The following is a 26382-nucleotide window of genomic DNA, read 5'->3' on the forward strand; positions in this document are numbered from 1 at the left end:
TCGAGCCTACCCGCCCCCTCCGACAGTGACGCGATCTTTATCGACGGGAAGCGGAAGGGGTGGTTCGGGGGTGCGGTTCCGGGGGTGGGGCGAGGAGGCGGAGGGCGCCGGGGGCGCAGGTCACGGTGAGGGGCAGCGGTCCGAGGGGCTCGCCGTCGGCGTATCCGGTGGTGCCGGGGGCGTCGAGGGTGAGGGCGCGGACCCGGTGGGTGGCGACCTTGGGGTGGCTGAGATGCGTGCCCTTGTAGACGCGGGGGAGGACCTTGATCAGGGTCGTGCGGTCGCAGTCGCCGACGACGGTGACGTCGAGGAGTCCGTCGTCGGTGCGGGCGTCGGCGCAGATCCTCATGCCGCCGCCGTAGGAGGTGCTGTTGCCGACGGCGACGAGGGTGGCCTCGGTCTCGACGACGCGCCCGTCGTCGAGGGTGAGGCGGTACGGGACGGGCCGGAAGGCGGCGAGTTCGGCGAGGATCGCGAGGTCGTACTTGAAGCGTCCGGCGGGTATGCGCATCCGGTTGCCCCGGTCGTTGACGCGGGAGTCGAAGCCGGAGGCGAGGACGGTGCCGTACCAGCGGGCGGGGGTTGCGGGCCCCCGGTCGATCAGACCGAGGTCGACGGCCCGGCCGCCGGTTGCCGTGAGGGTCCGGGCGACGACGCGGGCGGCGGCTGCCGGGTCGCCGACGGGCAGTCCGAGGCTGCGGGCGAAGTCGTTGCCGGTGCCCGCGGCGATGATCCCGAGGGGTGTCCCGGTCCCGGCGACGGCCTGGAGCGCGAGGGAGACCATGCCGTCGCCGCCGACGGCGACGAGGGCGCCGGTGCCCGCGGCGACGGCTTCGCGGGCGCGTCGCAGGGCGTCGTCGGCGTCGTGCCCGAGGACGGTGCGGACCGGGTGTCCGGCCTCCCTGAGGACCCTGGCGGCGGGTCCGGCGGCGCGGGCGCCGCGGCCCCGCCCTGCGGTCGGGTTGACGAAGAGGGTGATGTCGCTGGTCATTGGGGGTCCCCCCGGACGGAGTCTGGAGGGACCCTACAAGATCAGGTGATGTCGTCGTAACCGTTCACGCGGTGGGCGGTGCTCCCGCCGTGCCGGCCGGTGGACTGCTCGGGCAGGGCCCGGGGCGCGCCGACGGGTTCGATGGACCCGACGGCCTCGGGGGTGAGGTCCAGGGCGGAGGCCTCGTCGTCGTCAAGTTCGGCGTCGGGGTTGCCGCGCCTGCGTCGCCGGTCGTTGAGGAGGGAGAAGCCCACGGCGCCGAAGTAGAGGATCGTGATGGGTCCGGCGAGGGCGATCATGCCGACGGGGTCGGTGGTGGGGGTGATGACGGCGCCGAAGACGAAGACGCCCATGATCACTCCGCGCCACCAGCCGGCCATGCGGCGACCGCTGAGCACTCCGGTCAGGTTCAGCATCACGAGGACGAGCGGCAGCTCGAAGGCGAGACCGAAGACGAGCACCATGCGCAGGGTGAAGTCGAGGACGTCACCGAGCGAGAGGATGTTCGCGGACCCCTCGGGCGTGAGGCTGATGAGCACCTTCACGCTGATGGGGAGGATGAGGTACGCGAGGTAGGCGCCGGCGGAGAAGAGCGGTACGGCGGCGGCGACGAAGGCGTACGTGTACTTCTTCTCGTTCCTGTGCAGGCCCGGTGCGACGAAGGCCCACAGCTGGTAGAGCCAGACGGGGCTGGCGACGACGAGACCGGTCGTCAGGGACAGCTGGATCGTCGTGCTGAAGGGGGCCATCAGCGTGTTGAAGGAGACGATCGCGCAGTTTCCGCCGTTGCTGGTGACGCCGTCGCCGCATTTGGGCACGGTTTTCGTCAGGAACTGCATCAGCTCCTCGCTGTACACGAGGGCAACGATCGTCACCGCTGCGACGGCGAGGAGGCCCTTCGCCAGTCGGTTGCGGAGTTCGCGCAGGTGCTCCACGAGGGGCATCCGGCCCTCGGGGTCCTTCTCCTGCTTGCGGGCAGACTTGAGCAACCCACGTCCTCATCTCGTGCGGCAGCCGCCGCCCGGTGCGGCGGCCGCGGCGGACCGGGTCAGCGCTTGGTGGTGTCCGAGGGCTCGGCCACGGGACGCGCGCTGGTCACGTCGCCGGGGGCGGCCTGGATGGTGCGCGGGGCGCTCTGGTCCTGGGCGGGGGCGGTCGTCCCGGTCGCGGCCTGCGACGGGTCGGCGGGGGCGCTCTGCTGGTCGTCCGACTTCATGGCCTTGGCCTCGCTCTTGAGGATGCGGGCCGACTTGCCCAGCGAGCGGGCCATGTCCGGAAGCTTCTTGGCGCCGAACAGCAGGATGACGACGACGAGGATGAGGATGATCTCGGTGGGGCCGAGCCTACCCATAGCTGTTTACCTTCTTCACCGAGGCGACATGGAGTTGCGGGGCCCGGCGGATCGGACATGCGTCCGGCCACCGCGCTGCCTGCGATCGTAACCCGCAGGAGTAAACGCGAGGCAATGCCCGTGCATACTCCCGATTGCGGCCCGCGAGCCCGGTGCGGGGCTTCTTCGTGCAGCGTACGGCACGGGCTCAGCGCAGGGATTCGCCGGTTCGGGCGAGTCCGGCGGCGGCGGTTTCGAGTTCTTCGGCGGCCCGGGTGATCCGTTCCGTGGTGTGCGCCACTTGGCGGCCGAGTCGCTGGACCTCCAGGAAGACCCGGACGGCGAGGACGCCGAGGACGACGAGGCCGAGGAACCCGAGGGCGACGGCGAGCATGGGCCAGAACATGTGACGAGCCTAGACGCTGGCGGTACGGCCGACGGACCGGCCAGGTGCGGGGTACGGGGCCCGGCGGACCGGCCAGGGGGCGGTACGGGCCCGGCGGCCCTGACCGGACCGGTGCGGGGTACGGCCCCGGCGCGGGGCAGGTACAGCCCGGCAGGGAGGCGGTACGGGCCCGGCGCCCCACCCGGCGGGAGGCGGTACGGGCCCGGCACCCCACCCGGCGGGGACGGCGCGGGCCTGCGGACCCGTCCGGGTGGTGCGCTCAGACCCCGGTGTGGAGGCGCAGGGTGCGGACTCCGCCGCCGGTGAGGAGTTCGACGATGCGTTCCCCGGCCGGTTTGCGGACCGGGCTGCCGCACTCGGGGCAGGTGAAGGAGTAGAAGGTGGTGCGGCGGCTCGCGCCGATGGCGAGCCGGATGGCGCTCGCGGCGAGCTCGAAGCGGGAGCGGCAGTCGGGGCAGGCGGCCTTGAAGAGGACCGGGCCCACTGTCGCCGTCAGACCGTGCGTCATGGACGTCTCCCGCATCTCCCTCATCTCTCGATCACTGCGCTCACGCGCCCCGCGCGCGTGCGTCGTGCCGGTCCACGCGCGCGTGCTTTCGGTTCCGCGCACCGCGTGGGTGCGTTCCCGGGCCCCCGCACCCCGTGCGTGGACTCCCGTCCCGTCGGTTACTGCGTCTCCCGGGCGGGAATGTCACTCGTTCCCGTACGCGGCGAGCGCGGCCGACGCCGCCGAGCGGGCGCTTTCGGCCAGTTCCGGCGGGGCGACGATCCGGCCGTCGCTGCCCAGCCGGAGCGCGAGCCTGCGCAGCGAGGCCGGGTCGGGCGTCCGCAGGGTGACCCGCATCCCGCCGTCGGGCAGTTCCTCGGACAGGTCGTGCGGGTAGTACTCGGCGACCCAGCGGCCACCGGGCCCCACCTCGACGACGACCTCGGGGTCGTCGGGCGACGGCTGGACGAGAGCGGCGGACAGGTCCCGCAGCTCCAGCTCCGGCGGCGCCGCGTGCTCGTCGAGGATGCGGATCTCGGCCACCCGGTCGAGACGGAAGGTGCGGCGCGCCTCGGAGAGCCTGCACCACGCCTCCATGTAGGTGTGGCCGACGGCGAAGAGCCGGATCGGGTCGACCTCACGCTCGGTCAGTTCGTCGCGGGCGGGCGAGTAGTAGCGCACCCAGAGGCGTCGGCGCTCGGAGATCGCCCGGTCCACCTCGGCGAAGACCCCGCCCTCGGACTCGAAGGTCACCGAGAGCCGGGAGCTGGCTCCGGCGGCCTCGCCCGCGGCGGTCTCCAGCTTGGCGGTGGCGCGCAGCAGGGCCTCCCGGTCGCTCTCGCGGAGCCCCGGCAGGGTGGCGACGGCGCGGGCGGCGACCAGGAGGGCGGTCGCCTCGTCGGCGGCGAGCCGCAGGGGCGCGGCGACGTCGTCCGGGTTGTGCCACCAGATCCGGTCGCCGTCGGTGTCGATGTCGAGGAGGTCCCCGCCGCGGAAGCTGGTGCCGCACATGGGCAGCACGTCCAGGTCGGAGATGAGCTCGTCCTCGGTGATCCCGAAGGCACGGGCGACGTCGGCGACGTGCGCCCCGGGGCGCTCGCGGAGATAGGTGACGAGCGAGAGCATCCGCCTCGTCTGGTCGATCGCGTTGGCAGCCATGCGGTACGTCTTCCCCTCAGCCCTTGGCCACGGCGCGCAGCCGGTCCACCACGTCGGCCCGCAGGTCGGCCGGTTCCAGTACGACGACGTCGGGACCGAACTCGACGAGCCAGGCGTCGAGGCCGTGCCCGTACGGGATCTCCAGCTCGTCCCAGCCGTCGGTGCCCTCGTGGAGGGACTGGGCGCGGGCGCGCAGCGGATAGCCGCAGCCGGTGCGGAGCCGGATGCGGGCCGAGCGGGTGGCGGTCTCGCCCGCCCAGCTCTCCACGGTCTCGCGGACGGTGACGACGTCGGGCACGGGCGCGGTGAAGGCACCGGCCCGGGAGCGGACCTTGCCGGTGATGCGGGAGAGGCGGAAGACGCGCTCGGCGCGGCGCTCGCGGTCCCAGCCGGCCAGGTACCAGTGGCCGCGCCAGCATTCGAGGGTCCAGGGTTCGACCTGGCGGCTCTCGGGGCGGGCGGAGTTGGCCTTGTGGTAGTCGAAGACGACGGGGCGCCGGTCGCGGCAGGCCAGCATGAGCGGTTCGAAGGCCGTCTCGTGGACCGGGATGCGCGGTTCGAGGGCGCTGGGCTGGGTGTCGTACGAGTCTTCGGCCTCGGGCATTCCGGCGGCGCGGAGCTTCTGGAGGGCGCCGCTGGCGGCTCCGGCGAGGCGGGCCTGCTGCCAGACCTTGGCGGCGAGGCCGAGCGCGGCGGCCTCCTCGGCGTCGAGGGTGATGGGCGGCAGCCGGTTGGAGTCCCGGCGGGCGAGGTAGCCGGTCTCGCCCTCCAGGTTCTCGACGGTCTCGATGACGAGGCCGAGTTCGCGGAGGTCGTCCTTGTCGCGCTCGAACATGCGGTTGAAGGCCTCGTCGCCGCTCGCTTCGAGGTAGGCCTCGATGGAGCCGCGGAGCTCCCGCTTGCTGAGGGGGCGGCGCGTCCCGAGCAGACACAGCGCGAGATTCATCAGCCGCTCGGACTTGGCAATCGCCATCGAAGCCCTGCACCTCTTCCGCCCGATCCCGTTCCCGACGTCCGACCGTACCGCCCCGGGGTGTCGGGCACCAAAGCCGAGGGCCCCCGCCGGTAGCGGCGGGGGCCCTCGGAGGACCGTGACGGGCCGGTACGGTGCCCGGCCCGGCGTCGGGTCAGCGCTTGGTGACGCCCACGAGGTCGCAGACGAAGATCAGCGTCTCGCCCGGGGCGATCTTGCCGCCCGCGCCCCGGTCGCCGTAGGCGAGGTCCGAGGGGATGACCAGCTGGCGGCGACCGCCGACCCTCATGCCCTGCACGCCCTTGTCCCAGCCCTGGATGACCTGGCCGGCGCCGAGGTGGAAGTCGAGCGGGGTGCCCCGGTTCCAGGAGGCGTCGAACTCCTCGCCGGAGTCGAAGGAGACACCGACGTAGTGGACCTTCACGAAGTCGCCGGCCTCGGCGAGCTCGCCGTCGCCCTCCCAGATGTCCTTGATCTCCAGGTCCTTCGGCGGCTCGCCGCCCGGGAAGTCGATCTCGGGCTTCTCGATGCTCACTGCACTGCTCCTCATACTGATGAACCAAACGATCGGGACAGTCTTACATCTTCGTCAGGATGTCCACGGCGAACACCAGGGTGGAGTTCTTCGGGATGCCCTGCTTCTCCTCGGCGCCGAAGGCCTCGGACGGCGGGGCGACGATGAGGACGCGGCTGCCGATCTTCTTCCCGACGAGACCGTCCTTGAGGCCCTTCAGGGTGAGCTGCGGGAGCGGGAAGTTCGCGGGCTTGCCCGCGGTGTAGGTGGAGTCGAAGACCTTGCCGTCCTTCCAGAGGGAGGCGACGTAGTTGACCACGACGGTGTCGGTGGCCTTCACGGCCTCACCGCTGGACTCGAGGACGTAGTTCGAGACGAGCTTGGTGGGCGGGTCGGTCTTGGGGACGGTCACCGTGGGGGCCTTGCCGTCGGTGTTGGTGCCGACCTTGGGCAGGTTCTTGTCGTCCTGGGCGACCGGGGTGCCGGAGGCGGACTTCGGGATGGTGACGGCCTTCAGGATGTCCACGACGAAGACGAGGGTGGCGTTGGGCTTGATGTCGCCCTGTCCCTGGGCTCCGTAGCCGAGCTCCGGCGGGATGCCGATCTCGACGCGGCTGCCGACCTTCTGGCCTTCGAGGCCCTGGTCCCAGCCCTTGATGACCTGGCCGGCGCCGAGGGTCACGTCGAAGGGCTGGCCCCGGTCGAAGCTGTTGTCGAAGGGCTTGGTGGAGTCCCAGGACTGGCCCAGGTAGTTCACCTGGAGCGCGTCGCCCTTCTTCGTCACCGGACCCTTGCCCTCGCTGATGACCTCGACCTTGAGTTCCTTGGGCGGGTCTCCCTCGCCCTTGGCGAGGGTGGGCTTCTCCCCGAACTTCTGCCCGGCGGTGATGGCGGGCAGTCCGTTCTTCATCGAAGCGGAATCGGAGCCCTTGTCGTCGCTGCCGCAGGCCGCTGTCGAGAGCAGCAGCAGCGGGACGACGAGAAGGCCGGCAAGTCGGCGCACGTGTTCCTCAGATCTCAGACGGCACAGTAGTTGTGCCGACACTCTAGGGGACCGTGCGGGCGCGGCGAGGGCCCCGCGCGCCGATCGCGCGGGGCCCGGCCGGACGTACGACGTGCCTACATTCCGGCGATCAGCTTTTCGACCCGGTCGTCGACGGAGCGGAACGGGTCCTTGCAGAGCACGGTGCGCTGTGCCTGGTCGTTCAGCTTGAGGTGGACCCAGTCGACGGTGAAGTCCCTCCGCTGCTCCTGGGCGCGGCGGATGAAGTCGCCGCGGAGCCGGGCCCGGGTGGTCTGCGGGGGCACCGACTTGCCCTCGAAGATCTTCAGGTCGTTGCAGATGCGGGCCGCCTGCCCGTTCTTCTGCAGCAGGTAGTACAGCCCGCGGCGGCGGTGGATGTCGTGGTAGGCGAGGTCTATCTGGGCGACCCTCGGGTTCGACATGGTCATGTTGTGCTTGGCCCGGTAGCGCTCGATGAGCCGGTGCTTCATGACCCAGTCGATCTCGGTCTCGATCCTGTCGAGCCGCTCGTTCTCGATCGCGTCGAGCGTACGGCCCCACAGTTCCAGGACCTGGGCGACGGTGCCGGAGCGGATGCCCCGGCGGTCCACGAAGTCGACGGCCTTGTCGTAGTACTCGCGCTGGACCTCCAGGGCGGAGGCCTCCCGGCCGCTGGCGAGCCTGACCTTGCGCTGTCCGGTGATGTCGTGGCTGACCTCGCGGATGGCCCGGATCGGGTTCTCCAGGGTCAGGTCGCGCATCACGGTGCCCGCCTCGATCATGCGCAGCACCAGGTCGGTGGCGCCGACCTTGAGGAGCATGGTCGTCTCGGACATGTTCGAGTCGCCGACGATGACGTGCAGCCTGCGGTAGCGCTCGGCGTCGGCGTGCGGCTCGTCCCGGGTGTTGATGATGGGCCGTGAGCGGGTGGTGGCGGAGCTGACGCCCTCCCAGATGTGCTCGGCACGCTGGGAGACGCAGAACACCGCGCCGCGGGGGGTCTGGAGGACCTTTCCCGCGCCGCAGATCAGCTGCCGGGTGACGAGGAACGGAATGAGGATGTCCGCGAGCCGGGAGAACTCCCCGTGGCGGGCGACGAGATAGTTCTCGTGGCAGCCGTAGGAGTTTCCGGCCGAGTCCGTGTTGTTCTTGAAGAGGTAGACGTCGCCCGCGATTCCCTCCTCGTGCAGGCGGCGTTCGGCGTCGACGAGCAGACCCTCGAGAATGCGCTCGCCCGCCTTGTCGTGGGTGACCAGTTCGGTCACGTCGTCGCATTCCGGCGTTGCGTATTCCGGATGCGATCCCACGTCCAGGTACAGGCGGGCGCCGTTCCGCAGGAAGACATTGCTGCTGCGGCCCCATGACACGACACGGCGGAAGAGGTAGCGCGCCACTTCGTCAGGAGACAGTCGGCGCTGTCCCCTGAACGTGCACGTGACGCCGTACTCGTTCTCCAGCCCGAAAATGCGGCGGTCCATGTCTGAACATTACGCCTGAGGACGTGTGCTGAAACCGGGTTGGAGGTTCCCGTTTCGATCATTTTCTGATCAGTGAGTGTTCTTTTCGGTGTGTACGGGGACGGGGGCGCCCGCCGTCACGGCGTGTCGTCCCTCGTCCCCGGGGGTGTCGGCGGTGACCGGGGGCGCCGTGGCCGCGCCGAGGACCCGGCCGGTGGCGAGGAGGACCAGGAGGGCGGCCAGCCCGCCCGCTCCGGCGACGGCGAACCCGCTCGCCGTCCCGGCGAGTTCGACGACGGGTCCGGCCGCGGCGGAGCCCAGGGCCGAGCCGACGCCGAAGGTGGTGACGAGCCAGGAGAAGGCCTCGGTGACGGTGCCGCGCGGGGCGTGCCGGTCGACGACGATGAAGGCGCAGGCCAGCACCGGGGCGAGGAAGACGCCGGAGAGCACCGAGAGGCCCGCCATGGCGACCGGGCCCGGGGTGAGGGCCAGCGGCAGGTAGCAGACCGCGAGGAGCAGGACGAGGACGCGCAGCCGCCGCTCGGGCGCCCCGGCCCACTGGCGGGCGCCGTAGGCGACGCCGCCGAGGAGCGCCCCGAGGCCGAGGGCGGCCATCAGCCAGCCGTAGACGGACGGGGTGCCCCGGTCGTCCGCGTAGGCGACGGCGGAGACGGTGATGGAGCCGAGGGCGAGGCCGACGAAGAAGAAGGAGCCGAGGAGGGCCAGCAGGCCCGGGGAGCGCAGGGCGCCCAGCCAGTGGGCCTCACGGGCCCCGGAGCGCCAGGTCCTGGAGGGCTCGGAGAGGACCACGGCGAGGGCGCCGAGGACGCCCAGGGCGTTGACGACGAGGAGGGCGGCGGCGGGCGACCACAGGGAGACCAGCAGGGTCAGGAGCACCGGGCCGACCGTGAACATGACCTCTTGGGCGACCGCGTCGAGGGCGTACGCCCGGTGGACCCGGTCCTCGCGGCCCAGGACGCTCGGCCACAGGGCGCGCAGTCCGCCTTCCAGGGGCGGGGTGAAGAGCCCGGCGACGACGACGGCGGCGTAGGCGAGGGGCAGGTTGCCGATGCCGGTGAGGGCGAGCAGGACCATGCCGAGGGCGGACAGGACGGCGGCGGGCAGTTGCACCCGGGGCTGGCCCTTGAGGTCGACGGCGCGGCCGAGGAGGGGCTGGCCGACGGCGGTGGCGACGCCGTAGGCGGCGATGAGGCCGCCGGCCAGGGTGTAGCTGCCGCCCTGGTCGCGGACGAACAGCGTGAGGGCGATGGGGCCGACGCCGTTGGGCAGGCGTCCCACGAGCGTGCCGGTCAGCAGCCGGGCCGCGTGGGGCGCCCGGAGTATGTCGAGATAGCCGCCCCGTGGCGTGGCCTCGGTGGCCATGTGGTCTCCCCTCGCCCCGGATCCCTCCGAGGTTTTACGTATAACGTCCGACGTCATACGTACCATGTCGGCTGTACGGGGGTCCACCCCGCGACCGGGCCGGGTTCCCCCGGGACCCGGCACGTCCGACGCGGAGGCTTGTGTGCAGATCCCGGAGCCGCAGATCCCGGAACCGTCCGTCGGCACCCGCCCCACCAGCCGGGACGTGGCACGGACCGCGGGCGTCTCGCAGGCCACCGTCTCCCTGGTGCTCGGCGACAAGTGGCGCGGCCGGGTCTCGGAGCGCACCGCCGAGTCGGTGCGGGAGGCCGCCAGGACCCTCGGCTACCGGCCCAACCTCGCCGCCCGCAATCTGCGGCTCGGCCGCACGCGTACGGCCCTGCTGGTGGTCCCGGCCCTCACCAACGAGTTCTTCGCCCGGGTCTACACCGGGGCCGCGACCGTCGCCGCCCGGCACGGCTTCGGCGTGGTCCTGTACCCCTCCCCCGACGGCGTCGGCCCCGCCAGGGACCCCTTCGCCTCGGCCCGCGCCGCCCTCGACGGCGTCATCGCCTCGTCCATGGCCACGGACGCCCTCAAGGCCTTCCGGGGCACCGACCTGCCCCTGGTGATGCTCGACAGCGACCCGGCGGACGCCGCTGCCGCCGCCCACGTCAACCTGGACGTCGCCGACGGGATGCGCCAGGTCACCGCGCATCTGCTGGCACTCGGCCACCGGCGCTTCACGCACCTCGCCTCGGCCGTGCCGTCGTGGACCTTCGACGTCCGCGCCGCCGCGCTCGCCGAGTGCCTCGCGGACGTGTCGGTGCGGACCGTCCGCGCCCCACTCGACGTGCACGGCGCGATGGCCGCCGTCGAGCGCGCCTTCGACGGTCCCGGGCCCCGGCCCACCGCCCTGGTCTGCGACGACGACATCCTGGCCGCCGGAGCCTGCAAGGCCCTGCGGCGGCTCGGGCTGCGCGTCCCCGAGGACGTCTCGGTCACCGGCTTCGACGATCTGGCCCTGGCCACCGCCGTCGAGCCCGAGCTGACCACCGTGGGACTGCCCGCCGAGCACATCGGGGAACGGGGCATGACGGCCCTCCTCGCCGTCCTGGCGGGCGAACCGGCCCGTCCCGACCTCCTGCCGGTCTCCCTGGTCCCGCGCGGCTCCTCGGGGCCCGCACCGGGGGCCTGAGGAGCCCCGGCCACGGGCATCCGGGCCGGGGCCCCGGCGGCCGGAAGGAGCCCGGCACGGCTCCCCGGACGGGCCGAGCACGCCGGAGGGGCCCCGGTCCGCGCACGCGCACCGGGGCCCCTCCGAAGGAGAGCGTCCACTCCCCGGGCTACTCCTCGGGAGCCTCGTCCGAGGGCTCGTCCGTCTTCGCCGCCGCCGCGTTGTCCGCCTCCAGGAGACGGGACAGCTGACGGCCGACGATCCGCTTGAACTTGCGCTGCTGCGGGCGCGTGCGGTCCAGGACCGCCACCTCCAGGCGCTCGGCGGGGATCTCCCGCTCCGTGCCGTTGGTGTCGCGGGACAGCGCCTGCACGGCCAGTTTCAGGGCCTCGGCCAGCGACATCCCGTCCCGGTGCCGCTGGTCCAGGAAGGTGCTGATCTGCTCCGCGTTGCCGCCGACGGCGACCGAGCCGTGCTCGTCCACGATCGAGCCGTCGTGCGGGAGCCGGTAGATCTGGTCCCCGGCCGACTCGGCGCCGACCTCGGCGACGACCAGCTCCACCTCGTACGGCTTCTCCCCCGCGCTGGAGAAGATCGTCCCCAGCGTCTGGGCGTAGACGTTGGCCAGACCGCGCGCGGTCACGTCGTCCCGGTCGTAGGTGTAGCCCCGCAGGTCGGCGTAGCGGACGCCGCCGATCCGGAGGTTCTCGTACTCGTTGTACTTGCCGGCGGCAGCGAAGCCGATCCGGTCGTAGATCTCGCTGAACTTGTGCAGCGCGCGCGACGGGTTCTCGCCGACGAAGACGATCCCGTCCGTGTACTGGAGGACGACCAGGCTGCGGCCTCGGGCGATGCCCTTGCGGGCGTACTCCGCCCGGTCGGCCATGGCCTGCTGGGGTGAGACGTAGAACGGAGTGGACACCGGCGGTCCGTCCCTTTCTTCTGGGCTGCTGTCGGGCGGCGGGTGGTCAGAGCAGGGCGGCGCGCGGTCCGTCGGGCTGCTCCAGGCGCCGCTCGGTGACCGACCGGGCCAGTCCCGAGGACTCCGGCTCGGTGAGCCTGCGGAAGCCGTCCTCCGTGATGACCGTGACGATGGGGAAGATGCCGCGCGCGAGGTCGGGACCGCCGGTCGCCGAGTCGTCGTCCGCCGCGTCGTAGAGCGCCTGCACGACCAGGGTGGTGGCCTGCTCCTCGGTCAGTTCGGGGCGGTAGAGCTTCTTCATCGACCCGCGGGCGAAGATCGAGCCGGAGCCGGTCGCGGCGTACCCGTGCTCCTCGGAACGGCCGCCGGTGACGTCGTAGGAGAAGATCCGGCCCTTCTCCTTCACCTCGTCCCAGCCCGCGAAGAGCGGGACGACGGCGAGCCCCTGCATGGCCATGCCCAGGTTGCCCCGGATCATGGTGGAGAGACGGTTCGCCTTGCCCTCCAGGGAGAGGGTGACGCCCTCCACCTTCTCGAAGTGCTCCAGCTCCAGCTGGAACAGCTTGACCATCTCCACGGCGAGACCGGCGGTACCGGCGATGCCGACGGCGGAGAACTCGTCGGCCGGGAACACCTTCTGGATGTCCCGCTGCGCGATCATGTTGCCCATGGTGGCCCGGCGGTCACCGGCGAGCACCACACCACCGGCGAAGGTGGCGGCCACGATGGTCGTCCCGTGCGGGGCCTCGACGATCCCCTCCGGGAGCTTCCTGCCGCCCGGCAACAGCTCCGGCGAGTGGTCCGCCAGGAAGTCGATGAACGAGGACGAGCCCGGCGTCAGGAAGGCCGCCGGCAGACGCCCGGTGCTACGAGGGTTGGCTTCCACGCGATTCCTTCCGGGTGGGAGAGTCGGCCCGCCGTGGGAGTGCGCCGGCCGATCTTGATTGCTGTGCACGGACATTACCCGTGCCACCGCTTGTCATCCGTCCCCGGAGCCACGGCTTTCACCGGGGCTCCGGGGACGGAGGACCACAAGGCGCGTGGAGCGGCTACTCGCCGCCCTTCTGCACGAAGCTCCGGACGAAGTCCTCGGCGTTCTCCTCGAGGACGTCGTCGATCTCGTCCAGGACGGAGTCCACGTCGTCGCTGAGCTTCTCCTGGCGCTCCTGGAGGTCGGAGCTCACCTCCGTGGTGGTCTCCTCGGTCTCCTCCGTGGAACGCGTCGCCTTCTGCTGTCCGCCGCCGGTGTCCTTGGTCGCCATATCCCTCACCCCGCTCGAATCGGCCCGCTCGGTCGAGTCCTTCAAGATCAGACCCTATAGGGCGGGTCCGACATCGGCCCCGCAGTTTCCACAACGTGCGGGCACTGCTTCCATGATTCCCAGCACCGGGTCCTTTCAGGCCCGGTTCCGGCTCCCGATCATCCGCCCGACAGCACGCGGACCAGTTCCTCGGCGGTCCGGCAGCGGTCCAGGAGCGATTTCACATGGGCCTTGGTGCCGCGCAGCGGCTCCAGGGTCGGCACGCGCTGGAGCGAGTCCCGGCCGGGCAGGTCGAAGATCACCGAGTCCCAGGAGGCCGCGGCGACGTCGTCGGCGTACTGCGCCAGGCAGCGGCCCCGGAAGTAGGCCCTGGTGTCCTCCGGCGGCGCCGTCTCGGCCCGCTCCACGTCGGTCTCGTCCAGCAGCCGCTTCATCCGCCCCCGGGCCGCCAGACGGTTGTACAGGCCCTTCTCGGGACGCACGTCCGCGTACTGGAGGTCGACCAGGTGCAGCCGGGCCGCGTCCCAGTCCAGGCCGTCCCGGCGCCGGTAGCCCTCCATGAGCTCCCGCTTGGCGATCCAGTCCAGCTCGCCCGCCAGGCTCATCGGGTCGTTCTCCAGCCGGTTGAGCGTGTCCTCCCAGCGGATCAGGACGTCCTTGGTCTGCTCGTCGGCGTCCGATCCGTACCGCTCGTCCACGTACTTCCTGGCCAGCTCGAAGTACTCCATCTGGAGCTGTACGGCGGTGAGCGTCCGGCCGCTGCGGAGCGTGACCAGGTACTGGAGCGTCGGATCGTGCGACACCTGGTGGAGGGTGCGTACGGGCTGGTCGACGGCGAGGTCCACGGTGATGAACCCGTCCTCGATCATCGACAGGACCAGCGCGGTGGTGCCGAGCTTCAGGTACGTCGAGATCTCCGAGAGGTTCGCGTCGCCGATGATCACGTGCAGGCGGCGGTATCTCTCCGCGTCGGCGTGCGGCTCGTCCCGGGTGTTGATGATGGGCCGCTTCAGCGTGGTCTCCAGACCCACCTCGACCTCGAAGTAGTCGGCGCGCTGGCTGATCTGGAAGCCGTCCTCCCGGCCGTCCTGGCCGATGCCGACCCGGCCCGCGCCGGTCACCACCTGGCGGGAGACGAAGAAGGGGGTGAGGTGGCGCACGATGTCCGAGAAGGGGGTCTCCCGCTTCATCAGGTAGTTCTCGTGCGTGCCGTACGAGGCGCCCTTGTTGTCGGTGTTGTTCTTGTAGAGGTGGATCGGCTGGGCGCCGGGGAGCTGCGCGGCGCGCTCGGCCGCCTCGGCCATGATCCGCTCGCCCGCCTTGTCCCAGAGGACGGCGTCGCGCGGGTTGGTGACCTCGGGCGAGCTGTACTCGGGGTGGGCGTGGTCGACGTAGAGCCGGGCCCCGTTGGTGAGGATCACGTTGGCCAGGCCGATGTCCTCGTCGGTGAGCTGGCTGGAGTCGGCGACCTCGCGGGCGAGGTCGAAGCCGCGGGCGTCCCGCAGCGGGTTCTCCTCCTCGAAGTCCCAGCGGGCGCGGCGCGCCCGGTGCATCGCCGCCGCGTAGGCGTTGACGATCTGGGACGAGGTGAGCATGGCATTGGCGTTCGGGTGTCCCGGGACGGAGATCCCGTACTCCGTCTCGATGCCCATCACTCGCCGTACGGTCATGCGGCCCTCCTTGCCCGGCGGCGCTCACTGTGCGCGACTCGGCGTTACCGAAGAGCCTAGAACGGCTCCGCGCCTGTGTGGAGATCACTTGCGGTGTTTTCCGGACCGGCGGGAATGCGCCGGAGGGGAAATGCGACGGCTGCGGATGCCCGTTTTCCGGACATCCGCAGCCGGTGGGCGTTCTACAGGTACTGGCCGGTATTGGCCACCGTGTCGATGGAGCGTCCGGTGTCCGCGCCCTGCTTTCCGGTGACGAGAGTGCGGATGTACACGATCCGCTCTCCCTTCTTTCCGGAGATACGGGCCCAGTCGTCGGGGTTGGTGGTGTTGGGCAGGTCCTCGTTCTCCTTGAACTCGTCCACGCACGCCTGGAGGAGGTGGGAGACCCGGATGCCCTTCTGGTTGTGGTCGAGGAAGGCCTTGATGGCCATCTTCTTGGCCCGGTCGACGATGTTCTGGATCATCGCGCCGGAGTTGAAGTCCTTGAAGTACAGGACTTCCTTGTCGCCGTTGGCGTACGTGACTTCGAGGAAGCGGTTCTCCTCGGATTCCGCGTACATCTGCTCGACGACGGACTGGATCATTCCGTGGGCGGCGGCGGCCTTCGAGCCGCTGTGCTCGGAGATGTCGTCCGGGTGGAGCGGCAGGGAGGCGGTCAGGTACTTGGCGAAGATGTCCTTCGCCGCCTCCGCGTCCGGACGCTCGATCTTGATCTTGACGTCGAGACGGCCGGGCCGCAGGATCGCGGGGTCGATCATGTCCTCGCGGTTGGAGGCGCCGATGACGATGACGTTCTCCAGGCCCTCCACGCCGTCGATCTCGGCGAGCAGCTGCGGGACGATGGTGTTCTCCACGTCCGAGCTGACACCGGAGCCACGGGTCCGGAAGAGCGATTCCATCTCGTCGAAGAAGACGATGACGGGGGTGCCCTCGCTCGCCTTCTCCCGGGCACGCTGGAAGACCAGGCGGATGTGCCGCTCGGTCTCGCCGACGTACTTGTTGAGGAGCTCGGGTCCCTTGATGTTGAGGAAGTACGACTTCCCCGCGGGCTGTCCGGTCACCTCGGCGACCTTCTTGGCCAGGGAGTTGGCCACGGCCTTCGCGATCAGCGTCTTGCCGCAGCCGGGCGGCCCGTAGAGCAGGATGCCCTTGGGCGGCCTCAGTTCGTGCTCCTTGAACAGGTCCGGGTGGAGGTAGGGCAGCTCGACCGCGTCGCGGATCAGCTCGATCTGGTTGCCCAGGCCGCCGATCTTCTCGTAGTCGACGTCCGGGACCTCTTCCAGAACGAGCTCTTCGACCTCGCTCTTGGGGACCACCTCGTAGACGTAGCCGGACCTGGAGTCGAGCAGCAGGGCGTCGCCGGGGCGGATGGTGACGTCCAGCAGAGGCTCGGCGAGCCTCACCACCCGCTCCTCGTCGGTGTGCCCCACCACCAGGGCCCGCTCGCCGTCCTCAAGGACTTCCTTGAGGGTGACGATGTCCCCGGCGCGCTCGAACTCCATGGCCTCGACCACATTGAGCGCCTCGTTGAGCATGACTTCCTGGCCGCGCCTGAGCTCTTCGAGCTCGATGCTCGGGCTGACGTTCACCCGGAGCTTGCGGCCCCCGGTGAAGATGTCGCACGTGCCGTCCTCGTTGGCCTGCAGGAAGACACCGAAGCCGGCCGGCGGCTGCGCGAGCCGGTCGACCTCCTCCTTGAGGGCCACGATCTGGTCGCGGGCCTCACGAAGCGTGTTCGCGAGTCGTTCGTTCTGCGCGGACACACCGGCCAGATTCGTCTGCAGCTCGACGATCCGCTCTTCGAGAATCCTCGTATGACGCGGAGAGTCGGCGAGCTTGCGGCGCAGGACGGCGATTTCCTGCTCGAGATAGGCAACCTGGCCGGCGGGGTCCTCAGACCCCCGCCCCGGCCGGATGCCGCGGTTGATGTCGTCGTCGTGGGCTGCCACGGTCCTCACCTCCTCCAAGGGGAGCTGGACGCTTCCTGACCCTACCTGCGTGGGTGGTGATTGAAACCCCTAGATCAAAAAGACTCCGAGGAGTGTCCGATCTTCACCCTTGCGCTTCCCCTCTCGCCAGGGGAATACCCACCCTTCGCGGCTTGAAAGCGGACGGTTGTATCGTCGTCCTGGGTCAACACCCTTCCGGGTCGGCCCGACTTACCCGTGAGAAGCAGAACGCGAAGCAGAAACGGCAGGAGATATGACCGTGCAGCACGAGGCTCCGTCCACGGGCGCCGAGGAGGCGCTGGAGGTCTGGATCGACCAGGACCTGTGCACCGGGGACGGGATCTGCGCGCAGTACGCTCCCGAGGTCTTCGAGCTGGACATCGACGGGCTCGCTTATGTGAAGAGCGCCGACGACGAACTGCTCCAGGACGTGGGCGCCACCACCCCGGTGCCGCTGACCCTGCTCCAGGACGTGGTGGACTCCGCGAAGGAGTGTCCCGGCGACTGCATCCACGTGCGCCGGGTCACGGACCGGGTCGAGGTGTACGGCCCCGACGCGGAGTGAGGCTCAGGCGCCGTACGCGTCGGCCGGTCCGGAGCGCACGAAGGCGCCGCCCTTCCAACGCCAGCTGACCTGCTCCTCCTCGTCGGGGCAGCAGCTGGGGACGTCCAGGGACGAGTATCCGAGCAGGGTGGCGAGGACCGCCCCGTCGCGTACGGCGAGCCGGGCGACGCTCTTGTGCAGTTCCGGCGCGACGAGCGTGGCCACCACGCGCGCGGGTGCTCCCGCGCCCTTTCCCCGGGTGAGGACGTAGACGCCGCTCGGCGGGGTGCCGGAGCCCGCTTCGCAGTGCACGACCGCAACGGTCTCGGGGTCGCCGTCCCCGTCGAGGTCCCCGGACGCCTGCCGGGCGACGGTGTGGGCGGCGCCCCGGCACTCCAGCGGGTAGGAGACTCCGGCGGCCTGCGGCGCGGGCGCCGGGCGCGGGGTCGCGGGGGCGGCGCCCGCTCCGGCGGAGCCGGGCTGGAGCAGTCCGGCGAGGGCGACGACCGCGGCGGTCACGGTCGCGGTGGCCAGCCAGTGGGCCGGCCGGGCGCGGGTGTGGGCGAGGTCCGCGAGGTCCGGGGCGGCGGAGGGCTGCACGCGAGACGTCTCCTGAGGGGGTGTGCGGCGGTTTCCCGGCATCGTGCCATACGTCACAGGGGGACGGAACATCCGGGGTGGGGCCCGACGGGGACGGTCTCCCGCTCGGCCGGGGAGCGTTTCCCCGGGGGCCGGAACGTGAGGACGCCGCCGTCGGGTCTCCGCGCGCGGGGCGGGGAACTCGACGGCGGCGTGCCGTGGATGTCGGGACGTCAGCCCTTGTTGGGGCCCTCGTAGTCCTCGCCGTAGGCGCCCTTGGCGGGGCGGCGGCGGCGCATCGGGGGCTCCACCCCGTCCGCGAGGCGGCGGGCGGTGACGAGGAAGCCGGTGTGGCCGATCATGCGGTGATCGGGGCGGACAGCGAGGCCCTCGACGTGCCAGTTGCGGATCATGGATTCCCACGGCTGCGGCTCGGCGTAGCAGCCGAACTCGCGGATGGACTCCACGGTGCGCGCGAGCTGGGTGGTGGTCGCCACGTAGCAGCAGAGGATGCCGCCGGGGACGAGCGCCTTGGAGACGGCCTCCAGGCACTCCCAGGGAGCGAGCATGTCCAGGATGACGCGGTCGACCTCGGTGTCGGACAGATTGTCCTGGAGGTCACCGACGGTCAGCTGCCACGCGGGGTGCGGGCCGCCGAAGTAGCGCTCGACGTTGCCCTTCGCGATCTCGGCGAAGTCCTCGCGGCGCTCGTAGGAGTGCAACATGCCGCTGTCTCCGATGGCGCGGAGCAGGAAGCTGCTGAGCGATCCGGAGCCCACGCCAGCCTCGACGACGCGCGCGCCGGGGAAGATGTCGGCGAAGGCGAGGATCTGTCCCGCGTCCTTCGGGTAGACCACGGCGGCGCCGCGGGGCATGGACAGGACGTAGTCGGGGAGCAGGGGGCGCAGCGCGAGGTAGGCGACGTTTCCCGTGGTACGGACAACACTGCCCTCGGGAGCACCGATCAGCTCGTCGTGGGGGAAGGAACCCTTGTGGGTGTGGAAGTTCTTCCCGGCCTCGAGCGTGAACGTGTAGTGGCGTCCCTTGGGGTCGGTGAGCTGGACCTGGTCCCCGACCTTGAAGGGGCCGCGACGGCGGGCGGCACCGGTCGGTTCGGACATACGACCAGAGTACCGGTGTTACGAGGAGGGTCGCGCCATGGCCTGCACGAAGGCCCGCTCGACGTCGGTGGTGGAGAGGACTCCGTAGATCTCGCCGGTCTCCTCGACGACGAGGTACTCGGTGGCGGGGCTGGCGCGGAGGTGGTCGAGGAGGGGCTGGCCGGTGAGTTCGGCGGGGACCCTCATGCCGTCGGCGAGGTCCTGGGTGAGGGTGCTGACGGCGACCCAGGGGCGGCGGTGCTCGGGGACGGCGGCGATGGCGGTCTCGCGGACGATGCCGGTGGGGTCGCCGTGACCGTCGACGACGACGAGGGCGCGGGCGCCGGACTCGTTGGCGCGGCGGAGGGCCTCGGAGAGGGGGGTGGTGGGTTCGACGGGGATGGCGCGGCGGGTGAGGCTGCGGGCGCGGAGCTCGGGGAGGTGTTCGCGCAGCCGGGCCATGCGGAGGCTGTTGCCGGCGCCGGTCCAGATGATCGCGGCGAGGATCGCGGCGAGCAGGGCGTCGGTGACGGTCTCGAAGCCGCCGATGTCGGCGGTGGAGTTGCCGAGGAGGCCGGTGCGGGTGAGCAGCGGCAGGCCGATGAGGACGAGGACGGCGAGGGCGCGGCCGACCCAGGCGGCGGCGACGGTGCCGGTCATGGCGTTGCCGGTGATCTTCCAGATGACGGCGCGGAGCATCCGGCCGCCGTCCAGGGGCAGGCCGGGGAGCAGGTTGAAGACCGCGACGATCAGGTTGGAGATCATCAGTCCGGCGACCAGGACGCCGGGGACGGTGCCGGGCTCGACGGCGTAGAGGGAGAGGTAGAACACACCGGCGAGGACGAGGGAGAGGAGGGGGCCGACGAAGGCGAGGACGAATTCGCGGCCGGGGGTCTCGGTCTCCTTCTCGATCTCGGAGACGCCGCCGAAGAACTGGAGCTGGATGCGGCGCACGGGGAGCTTGAAGCGGAGCGCGGCGACGGTGTGGGCGAGTTCGTGGACGAGCACGGAGGCGTAGAAGGCGACGGCGAAGAAGAGGGAGACGAGGTAGCGCGCGGCGCCGAGTTCGGGCAGGACGCGCTGGATCTGGTCGCCGAAGACCCAGGTGATGAGGGCGGCGACGAGGAACCAGCTGGGGGCGACGTAGACGGGCACGCCGAAGGGGCGGCCCATGAGGATGCCTCCGCCGGGCTCTCCGGTCCGCTGCGGCTTGGGCTCGTCCTGGTTCACGGGTTCCTTTCGTCGCATGGTGTGACCACGTCGGCGCGTGAGGGTTCGATCATGCGGTGCGACGGGGTCCCAGGTCGATGGTATGCCGCCGGTTGTCGGTGGCGGGTCGTAGGGTCTTCGTCATGAGTACGAGCGAGCAGGTGTCCCCGGAGCCCCGGGCGCCGATGTCGTTGTCGCCGTCGCGGGCGAGCGATTTCATGCAGTGTCCGCTGCTGTACCGGTTCCGGGTGATCGACCGGCTGCCGGAGAGGCCGAGCGAGGCGGCGACCCGGGGGACGCTGGTGCACGCCGTGCTGGAGCGGCTCTTCGACGATCCGGCGGTGGACCGGACGGCGCCGCGGGCGCGGGCGATGGTGCCGGGGCAGTGGGACCGGCTCCTGGAGGCCAGGCCCGAGCTGGGCGAGCTGTTCGCGGAGGACCTGGGCGGGACGCGGCTCGCGGAGTGGCTGGGTGAGGCGGAGCGGCTGGTCGAGCGGTGGTTCACGCTGGAGGACCCGACGCGGCTGGAGCCGGCCGAGCGCGAGCTGTTCGTGGAGACGGAGCTGGATTCGGGGCTGCGGCTGCGCGGGGTGATCGACCGGATCGACGTGGCGCCCTCGGGTGAGGTGCGGATCGTCGACTACAAGACGGGGAAGGCGCCCCGGCCGGAGTACCGGGACGGCGCGCTGTTCCAGATGACGTTCTACGCGCTGGTGGTGTGGCGGCTGCGGGGGGTGATCCCGCGCCGGTTGCAGCTGGTGTACCTGGGCAGCGGCGAGGTGCTCACGTACGACCCGGTGGAGGCGGATCTGCGTCGGGTGGAGCGGAAGGTGCTGGCGCTGTGGGAGGCGATCTCGTCGGCGACGGAGTCGGGTGACTGGCGGGCGCGTCCGACGAAGCTGTGCGGCTGGTGCGACCACCGGGCGGTGTGTCCGGAGTTCGGCGGGACTCCCCCGGTCTATCCGTTGAAGATCGTTTCCGCGCGCCCGGCGGAGTCGGGCGAATCGGGGCAGGGCAGAATGGACCCGGCCCCGCCGGTGGCGTAGTGCCCCGGCGTCCTTGTGAGCAGAGTCCCCTGAAGGAGCCCTTGTGACGATCCGCGTCCTCTTGGTCGACGATCAGCCGCTGCTGCGCACCGGCTTCCGGATGATTCTGGAGGCGGAGCAGGACATCGCGGTGGTGGGTGAGGCCGGGGACGGTCTCCAGGCGCAGGACCAGGTGCGGGCGCTCCAGCCGGACGTGGTGCTCATGGACATCCGGATGCCCCGGATGGACGGGGTGGAGGCGACCCGGCAGATCACCGGTCCGGGGCGGGACGGTCCGGCGAAGGTGCTGGTCCTGACGACCTTCGACCTGGACGAGTACGTGGTGGAGGCGCTGCGGGCGGGGGCGAGCGGCTTCCTCCTGAAGGACGCCCCGGCGAACGAGCTGGTGCAGGCGATCCGGGTGGTGGCGGCGGGTGAGGCGATGCTGGCGCCGTCGATCACGCGTCGGCTCCTGGACAAGTACTCGGCGCATCTGCCGACGGGCGAGGAGCAGGTCCCGGACACGCTGAACACCTTGACGGACCGTGAGGTGGAGGTCCTGAAGCTGGTGGCGCGGGGCTTGTCGAACGCGGAGATCGCGGCGGATCTGTTCGTCAGCGAGACGACGGTGAAGACGCACGTGGGCCATGTGCTGACGAAGCTGGGGCTGCGGGACCGGGTGCAGGCCGCGGTGTACGCGTACGAGAGCGGTCTGGTGCGGCCCGGCGCGAACGGCCAGTAGCGGTCGGTGGTGGAGGGGGGTCCGGCGGGTGCCGGGCCCCCCTTCGTCGTATCGGCCGGGGGTCGTCCGGTACGGGCGCCCTGGCGGGCCGGGTCAGACGGTGCCCCGGCCCAGCTCCCAGAGCAGCAGGTCGGAGGAGGTGCTGAGGGAGTACTCGACTCCGTTGAGGTCGTCGCGGGCGGCGACGTACTGCTTGCCCTGCCAGAGCGGCAGGACGGGGACGTCCTCGGCGACGATCTTCTGGATCCGCTGGTAGACCTCGGTCGCGGCGGGGCGGTCGGCCTCCCGGCGCGAGCGCGGGATGAGCTGGTCGCGGACGGTCTTGTTGACGTACGGGGTGTTGAGGAAGTTGTCGTGGCCGAGGAACGGGGCGATGTAGTTGTCCGGGTCCGGGTAGTCCGGGAACCAGCCGAGGCCGTAGACGGCGTAGTCGCCGCGCTTCTGGGCGGGGCGGAAGGCGGACCACTCGGCGCCCTTGACGGTGGCGTCGAAGAGTTCGCTGGCGACGAGTTGCTTCCTGAGGGTCTGGAACTCCTGGGCGGTCTCGGCGCCGTAGTGGTCGGTGGTGTAGTTCAGGGTGATCTTCACCGGGGTCCTCACGCCCGCGTCCTTGAGGATCTCGGCGGCGCGGTCTCGGTCGGGCTCGCCGTACTTGTCGTAGAAGGGGGTGGCGTGGCCGGTGATGCTGGAGGGGATCAGCGAGTAGAGCGGTTCGGCGGTGGGGCCGTAGACCAGGTTGACGAGGGCGCCCCGGTCGATGACGGCGGCCATGGCCTGGCGGACGGCCTTCTCCTTGACGGAGGGGGCCTTGGTGTTGAAGCCGAGGTAGCGGATCTCCAGGCTGGGGACCTCGACCAGCTCGATGCCTTCCCGGGGCTTCTCGGTGAGGTCCTTGATCTGCCGCTGGGAGAGGGAGCGGGCCATCATGTCGATGCCCTTGCCGTCCAGGGCCTTGCCCATGGCGTCCGCGTCGGCGAAGGAGCGCAGTTCGACCTTGTCGTTGCGCGGGGTGATGTCGCCCTTGTAGGCGGGGTTCCTGGTGAAGACGAAGCGGGTGGCCTTCCCGCCGTCGCGGTCGGTCTTCACGGTGTACGGGCCCGAGCCGTCGACGTCGAAGCCTTCGCGGAGCTTGCCCGCGGCGTACTTGTCCTTGCTGAGGATGCCCGCGACCGGGGTGGAGAGCTTGTACGGGAAGGTGGCGTCGGGCGCCTTGAGGTGGAAGACGACCTGGTCGGAGCCCCGGGTCTCGACGGTGTCGATGTTCGAGAGGAGGGCGGCCGTGCCGTTGTCCGACTTGATCTTCAGGACGCGGTCGACGGAGAACTTCACGTCCTCGGCGGTGAGGGGCGTGCCGTCGGCGAAGGTGAGGCCGGGGCGGAGCGTGCAGCGGTAGCTCTCGCTGGACCTGTCGGAGAATCCGCAGCTCTCGGCGGCCTCGGGGACGGGCTCGCCGCCGCCGCGGGGCACGTGCAGCAGGGTCTGGACGGTCTGGCGCAGGATGTTCCAGGCGCCGGTGTCGTAGGCGAAGGCCGGGTCGAGCGGGGCGGGCGAGTTCGCGGTGGCGATGAACTGGTCCGTGGTGCCGACGATGATCGCGCCCTGTTTCTCCGTGCCGCCGCAGGCGGTGAGGAGGGGGACGAGCATTCCGGCCACGGCCGGCAGCACCAGGATCTTGCGGTTCATCAGGGACGGTCTCCTCATCCGGCACGGGGGGTGCGGCGGTCGGGCTTCGCCGGGGGCCGCCCGGTCGGGGCGGGAGCGATCGGGTCGGTGTCACGACCGGTCCGGTGCGCACGGCGGCTCGGGGGTGCGCCGGTGCGTACGGTGATGCGGCGAAGTACTCGCGAAAGATTAGTGGGCGGCGTCGCCATTTCCGTACGGGAAGCGGTGCGGGGCCCGGCGGAGGGGTAATCGCAGAGTGATGATGAATGCGTGGGATGCGATAGTCATGCGTCGGGGGATGCGGACAGCAGTGATCGAATCGGGACACATGCGGGCACCGATATCGGTGCGTTCCGGGTGCGGGGCACGAAGAAGGCCACCCACCGGTGAGCACTCTGGGTGACCAAGGTCACCCGGGGTGCTTTTCGGCGAATGGCCTGATCGCTTTCCCCGGCGGAAAGGGCATTCCTCCGGGAAGGTTCAGGAAATCCTCAGCCCCTGGTGATCAATGTGCGCAGGAACGGCACGTCGACCTCTTCGAGGGAGCGGACGACGACCCGGCCGGGAGAGGCGGCGATCGGGGCGACGGAGGGCACCGCCACGACCCGGCAGCCCGCCGCCTCGGCCGCCGCCACACCGGTCGCGGTGTCCTCCACGACGGCGCAGAGCGCCGGGTCCGCGCCCACTCCCCTGGCGGCCGTCAGATACGGCTCGGGGTGCGGCTTGGTCCGGGTGACCTCGTCCCCGGCGACGGTGAGCGTGAAGCGGTCGTGGCCGAGGGAGTGCAGGACCCGGTCGATGATCCGCCGGTGCGAGGCGGAGACCAGGGCGGTCGGGATGGAGTGCCGGGCCAGCTCGGCGAGCAGCCGCTCGGCGCCGGGCATCAGCGGGACACCGCCCGAGATGCGCTGCTCGAACTTCTCGTTGAGCAGGACCGTCAGCTCGTCGAGGGTGATGTCGGCGCCGGTGGACTCGATGAGGTAGCCCGCGCTGCGGGTCATCGGACCGCCGACGACGATGTCCCGCCAGGCCTCGTCCAGCCGGTGTCCGAGGTCGGCGAAGACCTCGACCTCCGCGTCCCACCAGAAGCCCTCGGTGTCGACGAGGGTCCCGTCCATGTCGAGGAAGACCGCCTGCAGGGCGGAGCTGCCGTCGGTACGGACAAGGGAAGCGGGGACCGTACTGGTCATCCGGCACACCTCCATGGGGGACGAGAAGGCCGGCCCCCTTCCCCGGTACGGGGAGGGAGACCGGCCTGCACTGGACCGACCAGTGTACGTCCGGATCACCGGAGGCGCGCGGATTTGATTCCGGCCGGGATCGGCGGTCACCGTCCGGCCGGTACGGGCGGGGCCGTCCGGCCGGTATCCGTACGTCCGGGGCCGGTGGACGCGCCCGGGGCCGGGTCCGGCGCGCGGGCGCGGCCCGCGCCGCCGCCACGGGTGCGCCCGGCCGGAGTCGGCTCGTGCACGCCCGGCCGGAGTCGGCTCGTGCGCGTCCGGCCCGGGATCGGCGTACGTACGCCTGGCCCGGAGCCGGTCCTCGTACGCCCGGCCGGGAGTCGGCGCGCGGGTCTCCGTCGGAGTCCGCGCGCCCCCGCGTCCCCGTGTCAGCGGGCGTTGAAGTACTTCGCCTCGGGGTGGTGGATGACGATGGCGTCGGTGGACTGCTCCGGGTGGAGCTGGAACTCCTCCGAGAGGTGCACGCCGATCCGCTCGGGACGCAGCAGCTCCGCGATCTTCGCGCGGTCCTCCAGGTCGGGGCAGGCGCCGTAGCCGAGGGAGAAGCGGGCGCCCCGGTACTTCAGGTCGAACATGTCCCGGACGTCGGCCGGGTCCTCGCCCGCGAAGCCCAGCTCGGCGCGGACGCGCGCGTGCCAGTACTCGGCGAGGGCCTCGGCCAGCTGCACGGAGAGGCCGTGGAGTTCGAGGTAGTCGCGGTAGGAGTCGGAGGCGAAGAGCTCGGCGGTGGCCTCGCCGATCTTCGAGCCGACGGTGACGACCTGGAGGCCGACGACATCGGTCTCGCCGGACTCCTCCGGGCGGAAGAAGTCCGCGAGGCAGAGGCGGCGGCCCCGGCGCTGGCGGGGGAAGGTGAAGCGGGTCCGCTCGTTGCCCGCCTCGTCCAGGAGGATCAGGTCGTCGCCCTTGGAGACACAGGGGAAGTACCCGTGGACGACGGCCGCTTCCAGGAGGTTCTCCGTGTGCAGGCGCTCCAGCCAGCCGCGCAGCCGGGGGCGGCCCTCCGTCTCGACCAGTTCCTCGTAGCTGGGGCCGTCACCGGCCCGGTTCTGCTTGAGGCCCCACTGCCCCTTGAAGAGGGCGCCCTCGTCGAGCCAGGAGGCGTAGTCCTTCAGCGGGATGCCCTTGACGACCCGGGTGCCCCAGAACGGCGGGGTGGGCACGGGGTTGTCGACGGAGACGTCCGAGCGGCCACCGGGCTCGGGCTCGGCGACCCGGAGGACGGCCGCGTCCTGCTTGGCGACCCGGCGCTGCTTGAGCGGGGGGAGTACGGCTCCGGGGACGCCCCGCTTGACGGCGATCAGCGTGTCCATGAGGCGCAGTCCCTCGAAGGCGTCGCGGGCGTAGCGGACCTCGCCCTGGTAGATCTCGTGGAGGTCCTGTTCGACGTAGGCGCGGGTCAGGGCCGCGCCGCCGAGGATCACGGGATACCGGGCGGCCAGCTCGCGCTGGTTCAGTTCCTCCAGGTTCTCCTTCATGATCACGGTGGACTTCACCAGGAGGCCGGACATTCCGATGACGTCCGCGCGGTGTTCCTCGGCGGCTTCGAGGATCGCGGAGACGGGCTGTTTGATGCCGATGTTGACGACGTTGTAGCCGTTGTTGGACAGGATGATGTC

Annotated in this window: 26 protein-coding genes; 4 read left to right on the plus strand and 22 right to left on the minus strand. The window is 70.9% G+C overall.

The genetic code is table 11. The features are described 5' to 3' along the window. Positions 1-37: 37 nt before the first annotated feature. The 11 genes from ACFXGN_RS16575 to ACFXGN_RS16625 form a co-directional block, all read right to left on the minus strand. Positions 38-991 carry a diacylglycerol kinase gene (locus ACFXGN_RS16575; protein WP_384859120.1) on the minus strand — a complete coding sequence of 318 codons (954 nt, stop codon included), beginning with the start codon at positions 989-991 and terminating at the stop codon, positions 38-40. A 41-nt stretch (positions 992-1032) separates the two neighbouring features. Beyond that, positions 1033-1935, minus strand: a complete 903-nt coding sequence (gene tatC / locus ACFXGN_RS16580) for a twin-arginine translocase subunit TatC (protein ID WP_384859190.1) — start codon at positions 1933-1935, stop codon at positions 1033-1035. Positions 1936-2039: 104 nt separating this feature from the next. Beyond that, positions 2040-2342, minus strand: coding sequence for a Sec-independent protein translocase subunit TatA (tatA, locus tag ACFXGN_RS16585; protein ID WP_366442365.1), 303 nt, complete (start codon positions 2340-2342; stop codon positions 2040-2042). Between the two features lie 187 nt (positions 2343-2529). Beyond that, the gene (locus tag ACFXGN_RS16590; RefSeq protein WP_384859123.1) at positions 2530-2727 is read right to left on the minus strand and encodes a hypothetical protein; all 198 of its coding nucleotides are present in this window, start codon (positions 2725-2727) and stop codon (positions 2530-2532) included. Between the two features lie 259 nt (positions 2728-2986). Beyond that, the gene (locus tag ACFXGN_RS16595) at positions 2987-3250 is read right to left on the minus strand and encodes a hypothetical protein (protein ID WP_384859125.1); all 264 of its coding nucleotides are present in this window, start codon (positions 3248-3250) and stop codon (positions 2987-2989) included. A 168-nt stretch (positions 3251-3418) separates the two neighbouring features. Further along, entirely contained in the window at positions 3419-4372 is a 954-nt protein-coding gene (locus ACFXGN_RS16600) for a WYL domain-containing protein (protein ID WP_351792249.1), read from the minus strand. Positions 4373-4388: 16 nt separating this feature from the next. Continuing rightward, the gene (locus tag ACFXGN_RS16605) at positions 4389-5345 is read right to left on the minus strand and encodes a WYL domain-containing protein (protein WP_366442362.1); all 957 of its coding nucleotides are present in this window, start codon (positions 5343-5345) and stop codon (positions 4389-4391) included. 154 nt (positions 5346-5499) lie between these two features. Then, the gene (locus ACFXGN_RS16610) at positions 5500-5880 is read right to left on the minus strand and encodes an FKBP-type peptidyl-prolyl cis-trans isomerase (protein WP_384859127.1); all 381 of its coding nucleotides are present in this window, start codon (positions 5878-5880) and stop codon (positions 5500-5502) included. 43 nt (positions 5881-5923) lie between these two features. Further along, the gene (locus tag ACFXGN_RS16615) at positions 5924-6862 is read right to left on the minus strand and encodes an FKBP-type peptidyl-prolyl cis-trans isomerase (RefSeq protein ID WP_384859130.1); all 939 of its coding nucleotides are present in this window, start codon (positions 6860-6862) and stop codon (positions 5924-5926) included. Positions 6863-6978: 116 nt separating this feature from the next. Beyond that, positions 6979-8340, minus strand: coding sequence for a Pup--protein ligase (pafA, locus tag ACFXGN_RS16620; RefSeq protein ID WP_384859131.1), 1362 nt, complete (start codon positions 8338-8340; stop codon positions 6979-6981). A gap of 69 nt (positions 8341-8409) precedes the next feature. Beyond that, positions 8410-9702, minus strand: coding sequence for an MFS transporter (locus ACFXGN_RS16625; protein ID WP_384859134.1), 1293 nt, complete (start codon positions 9700-9702; stop codon positions 8410-8412). Positions 9703-9844: 142 nt separating this feature from the next. Between ACFXGN_RS16625 and ACFXGN_RS16630 the strand changes: the two genes are divergently transcribed. Then, positions 9845-10879: a LacI family DNA-binding transcriptional regulator gene (locus tag ACFXGN_RS16630; protein ID WP_384859137.1), complete on the plus strand. Its 1035-nt coding sequence runs from the start codon at positions 9845-9847 to the stop codon at positions 10877-10879. Between the two features lie 148 nt (positions 10880-11027). On the opposite strand, the gene prcA is transcribed toward ACFXGN_RS16630, so the two are convergent. From prcA to arc, 5 genes are all read right to left on the minus strand, one after another. Further along, a complete protein-coding gene (gene prcA, locus ACFXGN_RS16635; RefSeq protein ID WP_384859140.1) occupies positions 11028-11780 on the minus strand; it encodes a proteasome subunit alpha in 753 nt (250 codons plus the stop codon). 46 nt (positions 11781-11826) lie between these two features. Next, on the minus strand, positions 11827-12666 hold the full coding sequence (gene prcB / locus ACFXGN_RS16640) for a proteasome subunit beta (protein WP_384859142.1): 840 nt from the start codon (positions 12664-12666) through the stop codon (positions 11827-11829). Between the two features lie 163 nt (positions 12667-12829). Beyond that, positions 12830-13042, minus strand: coding sequence for a ubiquitin-like protein Pup (locus ACFXGN_RS16645; protein ID WP_384859193.1), 213 nt, complete (start codon positions 13040-13042; stop codon positions 12830-12832). A gap of 158 nt (positions 13043-13200) precedes the next feature. Beyond that, positions 13201-14712, minus strand: coding sequence for a depupylase/deamidase Dop (gene dop, locus ACFXGN_RS16650; RefSeq protein ID WP_384859145.1), 1512 nt, complete (start codon positions 14710-14712; stop codon positions 13201-13203). 182 nt (positions 14713-14894) lie between these two features. Beyond that, complete coding sequence (arc, locus tag ACFXGN_RS16655; RefSeq protein WP_384859148.1) at positions 14895-16661, minus strand: proteasome ATPase; 1767 nt, start codon at positions 16659-16661, stop codon at positions 14895-14897. Between the two features lie 253 nt (positions 16662-16914). Here arc and ACFXGN_RS16660 point away from each other — a divergent pair, with 253 nt between their 5' ends. Continuing rightward, complete coding sequence (locus ACFXGN_RS16660) at positions 16915-17226, plus strand: ferredoxin (protein ID WP_384859150.1); 312 nt, start codon at positions 16915-16917, stop codon at positions 17224-17226. Positions 17227-17229: 3 nt separating this feature from the next. Here the strand turns inward: ACFXGN_RS16660 and ACFXGN_RS16665 are convergent, their stop codons facing one another. The 3 genes from ACFXGN_RS16665 to ACFXGN_RS16675 all read right to left on the minus strand — a co-directional run bounded on the left by ACFXGN_RS16665 (position 17230) and on the right by ACFXGN_RS16675 (position 20132). Continuing rightward, positions 17230-17847, minus strand: a complete 618-nt coding sequence (locus tag ACFXGN_RS16665) for a hypothetical protein (protein WP_384859195.1) — start codon at positions 17845-17847, stop codon at positions 17230-17232. A gap of 170 nt (positions 17848-18017) precedes the next feature. Beyond that, positions 18018-18905, minus strand: a complete 888-nt coding sequence (locus ACFXGN_RS16670) for a tRNA (adenine-N1)-methyltransferase (protein ID WP_351792286.1) — start codon at positions 18903-18905, stop codon at positions 18018-18020. An 18-nt stretch (positions 18906-18923) separates the two neighbouring features. Then, complete coding sequence (locus ACFXGN_RS16675; RefSeq protein WP_384859153.1) at positions 18924-20132, minus strand: site-2 protease family protein; 1209 nt, start codon at positions 20130-20132, stop codon at positions 18924-18926. A gap of 104 nt (positions 20133-20236) precedes the next feature. Here ACFXGN_RS16675 and ACFXGN_RS16680 point away from each other — a divergent pair, with 104 nt between their 5' ends. After that, a complete protein-coding gene (locus tag ACFXGN_RS16680) occupies positions 20237-21139 on the plus strand; it encodes a RecB family exonuclease (protein WP_384859155.1) in 903 nt (300 codons plus the stop codon). 43 nt (positions 21140-21182) lie between these two features. Then, positions 21183-21860 carry a response regulator transcription factor gene (locus ACFXGN_RS16685; RefSeq protein ID WP_073915076.1) on the plus strand — a complete coding sequence of 226 codons (678 nt, stop codon included), beginning with the start codon at positions 21183-21185 and terminating at the stop codon, positions 21858-21860. A 93-nt stretch (positions 21861-21953) separates the two neighbouring features. Here ACFXGN_RS16685 and ACFXGN_RS16690 read toward each other — a convergent pair whose 3' ends face one another. The 3 genes from ACFXGN_RS16690 to ACFXGN_RS16700 all read right to left on the minus strand — a co-directional run. Further along, positions 21954-23543 (minus strand): ABC transporter substrate-binding protein, encoded by a 1590-nt coding sequence (locus tag ACFXGN_RS16690; RefSeq protein WP_384859158.1) that lies wholly within the window; start codon positions 23541-23543, stop codon positions 21954-21956. A gap of 470 nt (positions 23544-24013) precedes the next feature. After that, entirely contained in the window at positions 24014-24712 is a 699-nt protein-coding gene (locus ACFXGN_RS16695) for an HAD family hydrolase (protein WP_384859161.1), read from the minus strand. 419 nt (positions 24713-25131) lie between these two features. Next, the coding region (locus ACFXGN_RS16700) for a vitamin B12 dependent-methionine synthase activation domain-containing protein (protein WP_384859163.1) at positions 25132-26382 on the minus strand (1251 nt) is incomplete at its 5' end.

It is taken from the genome of Streptomyces sp. NPDC059247, from assembly GCF_042754005.1.
Lineage (GTDB): Bacteria > Actinomycetota > Actinomycetes > Streptomycetales > Streptomycetaceae > Streptomyces.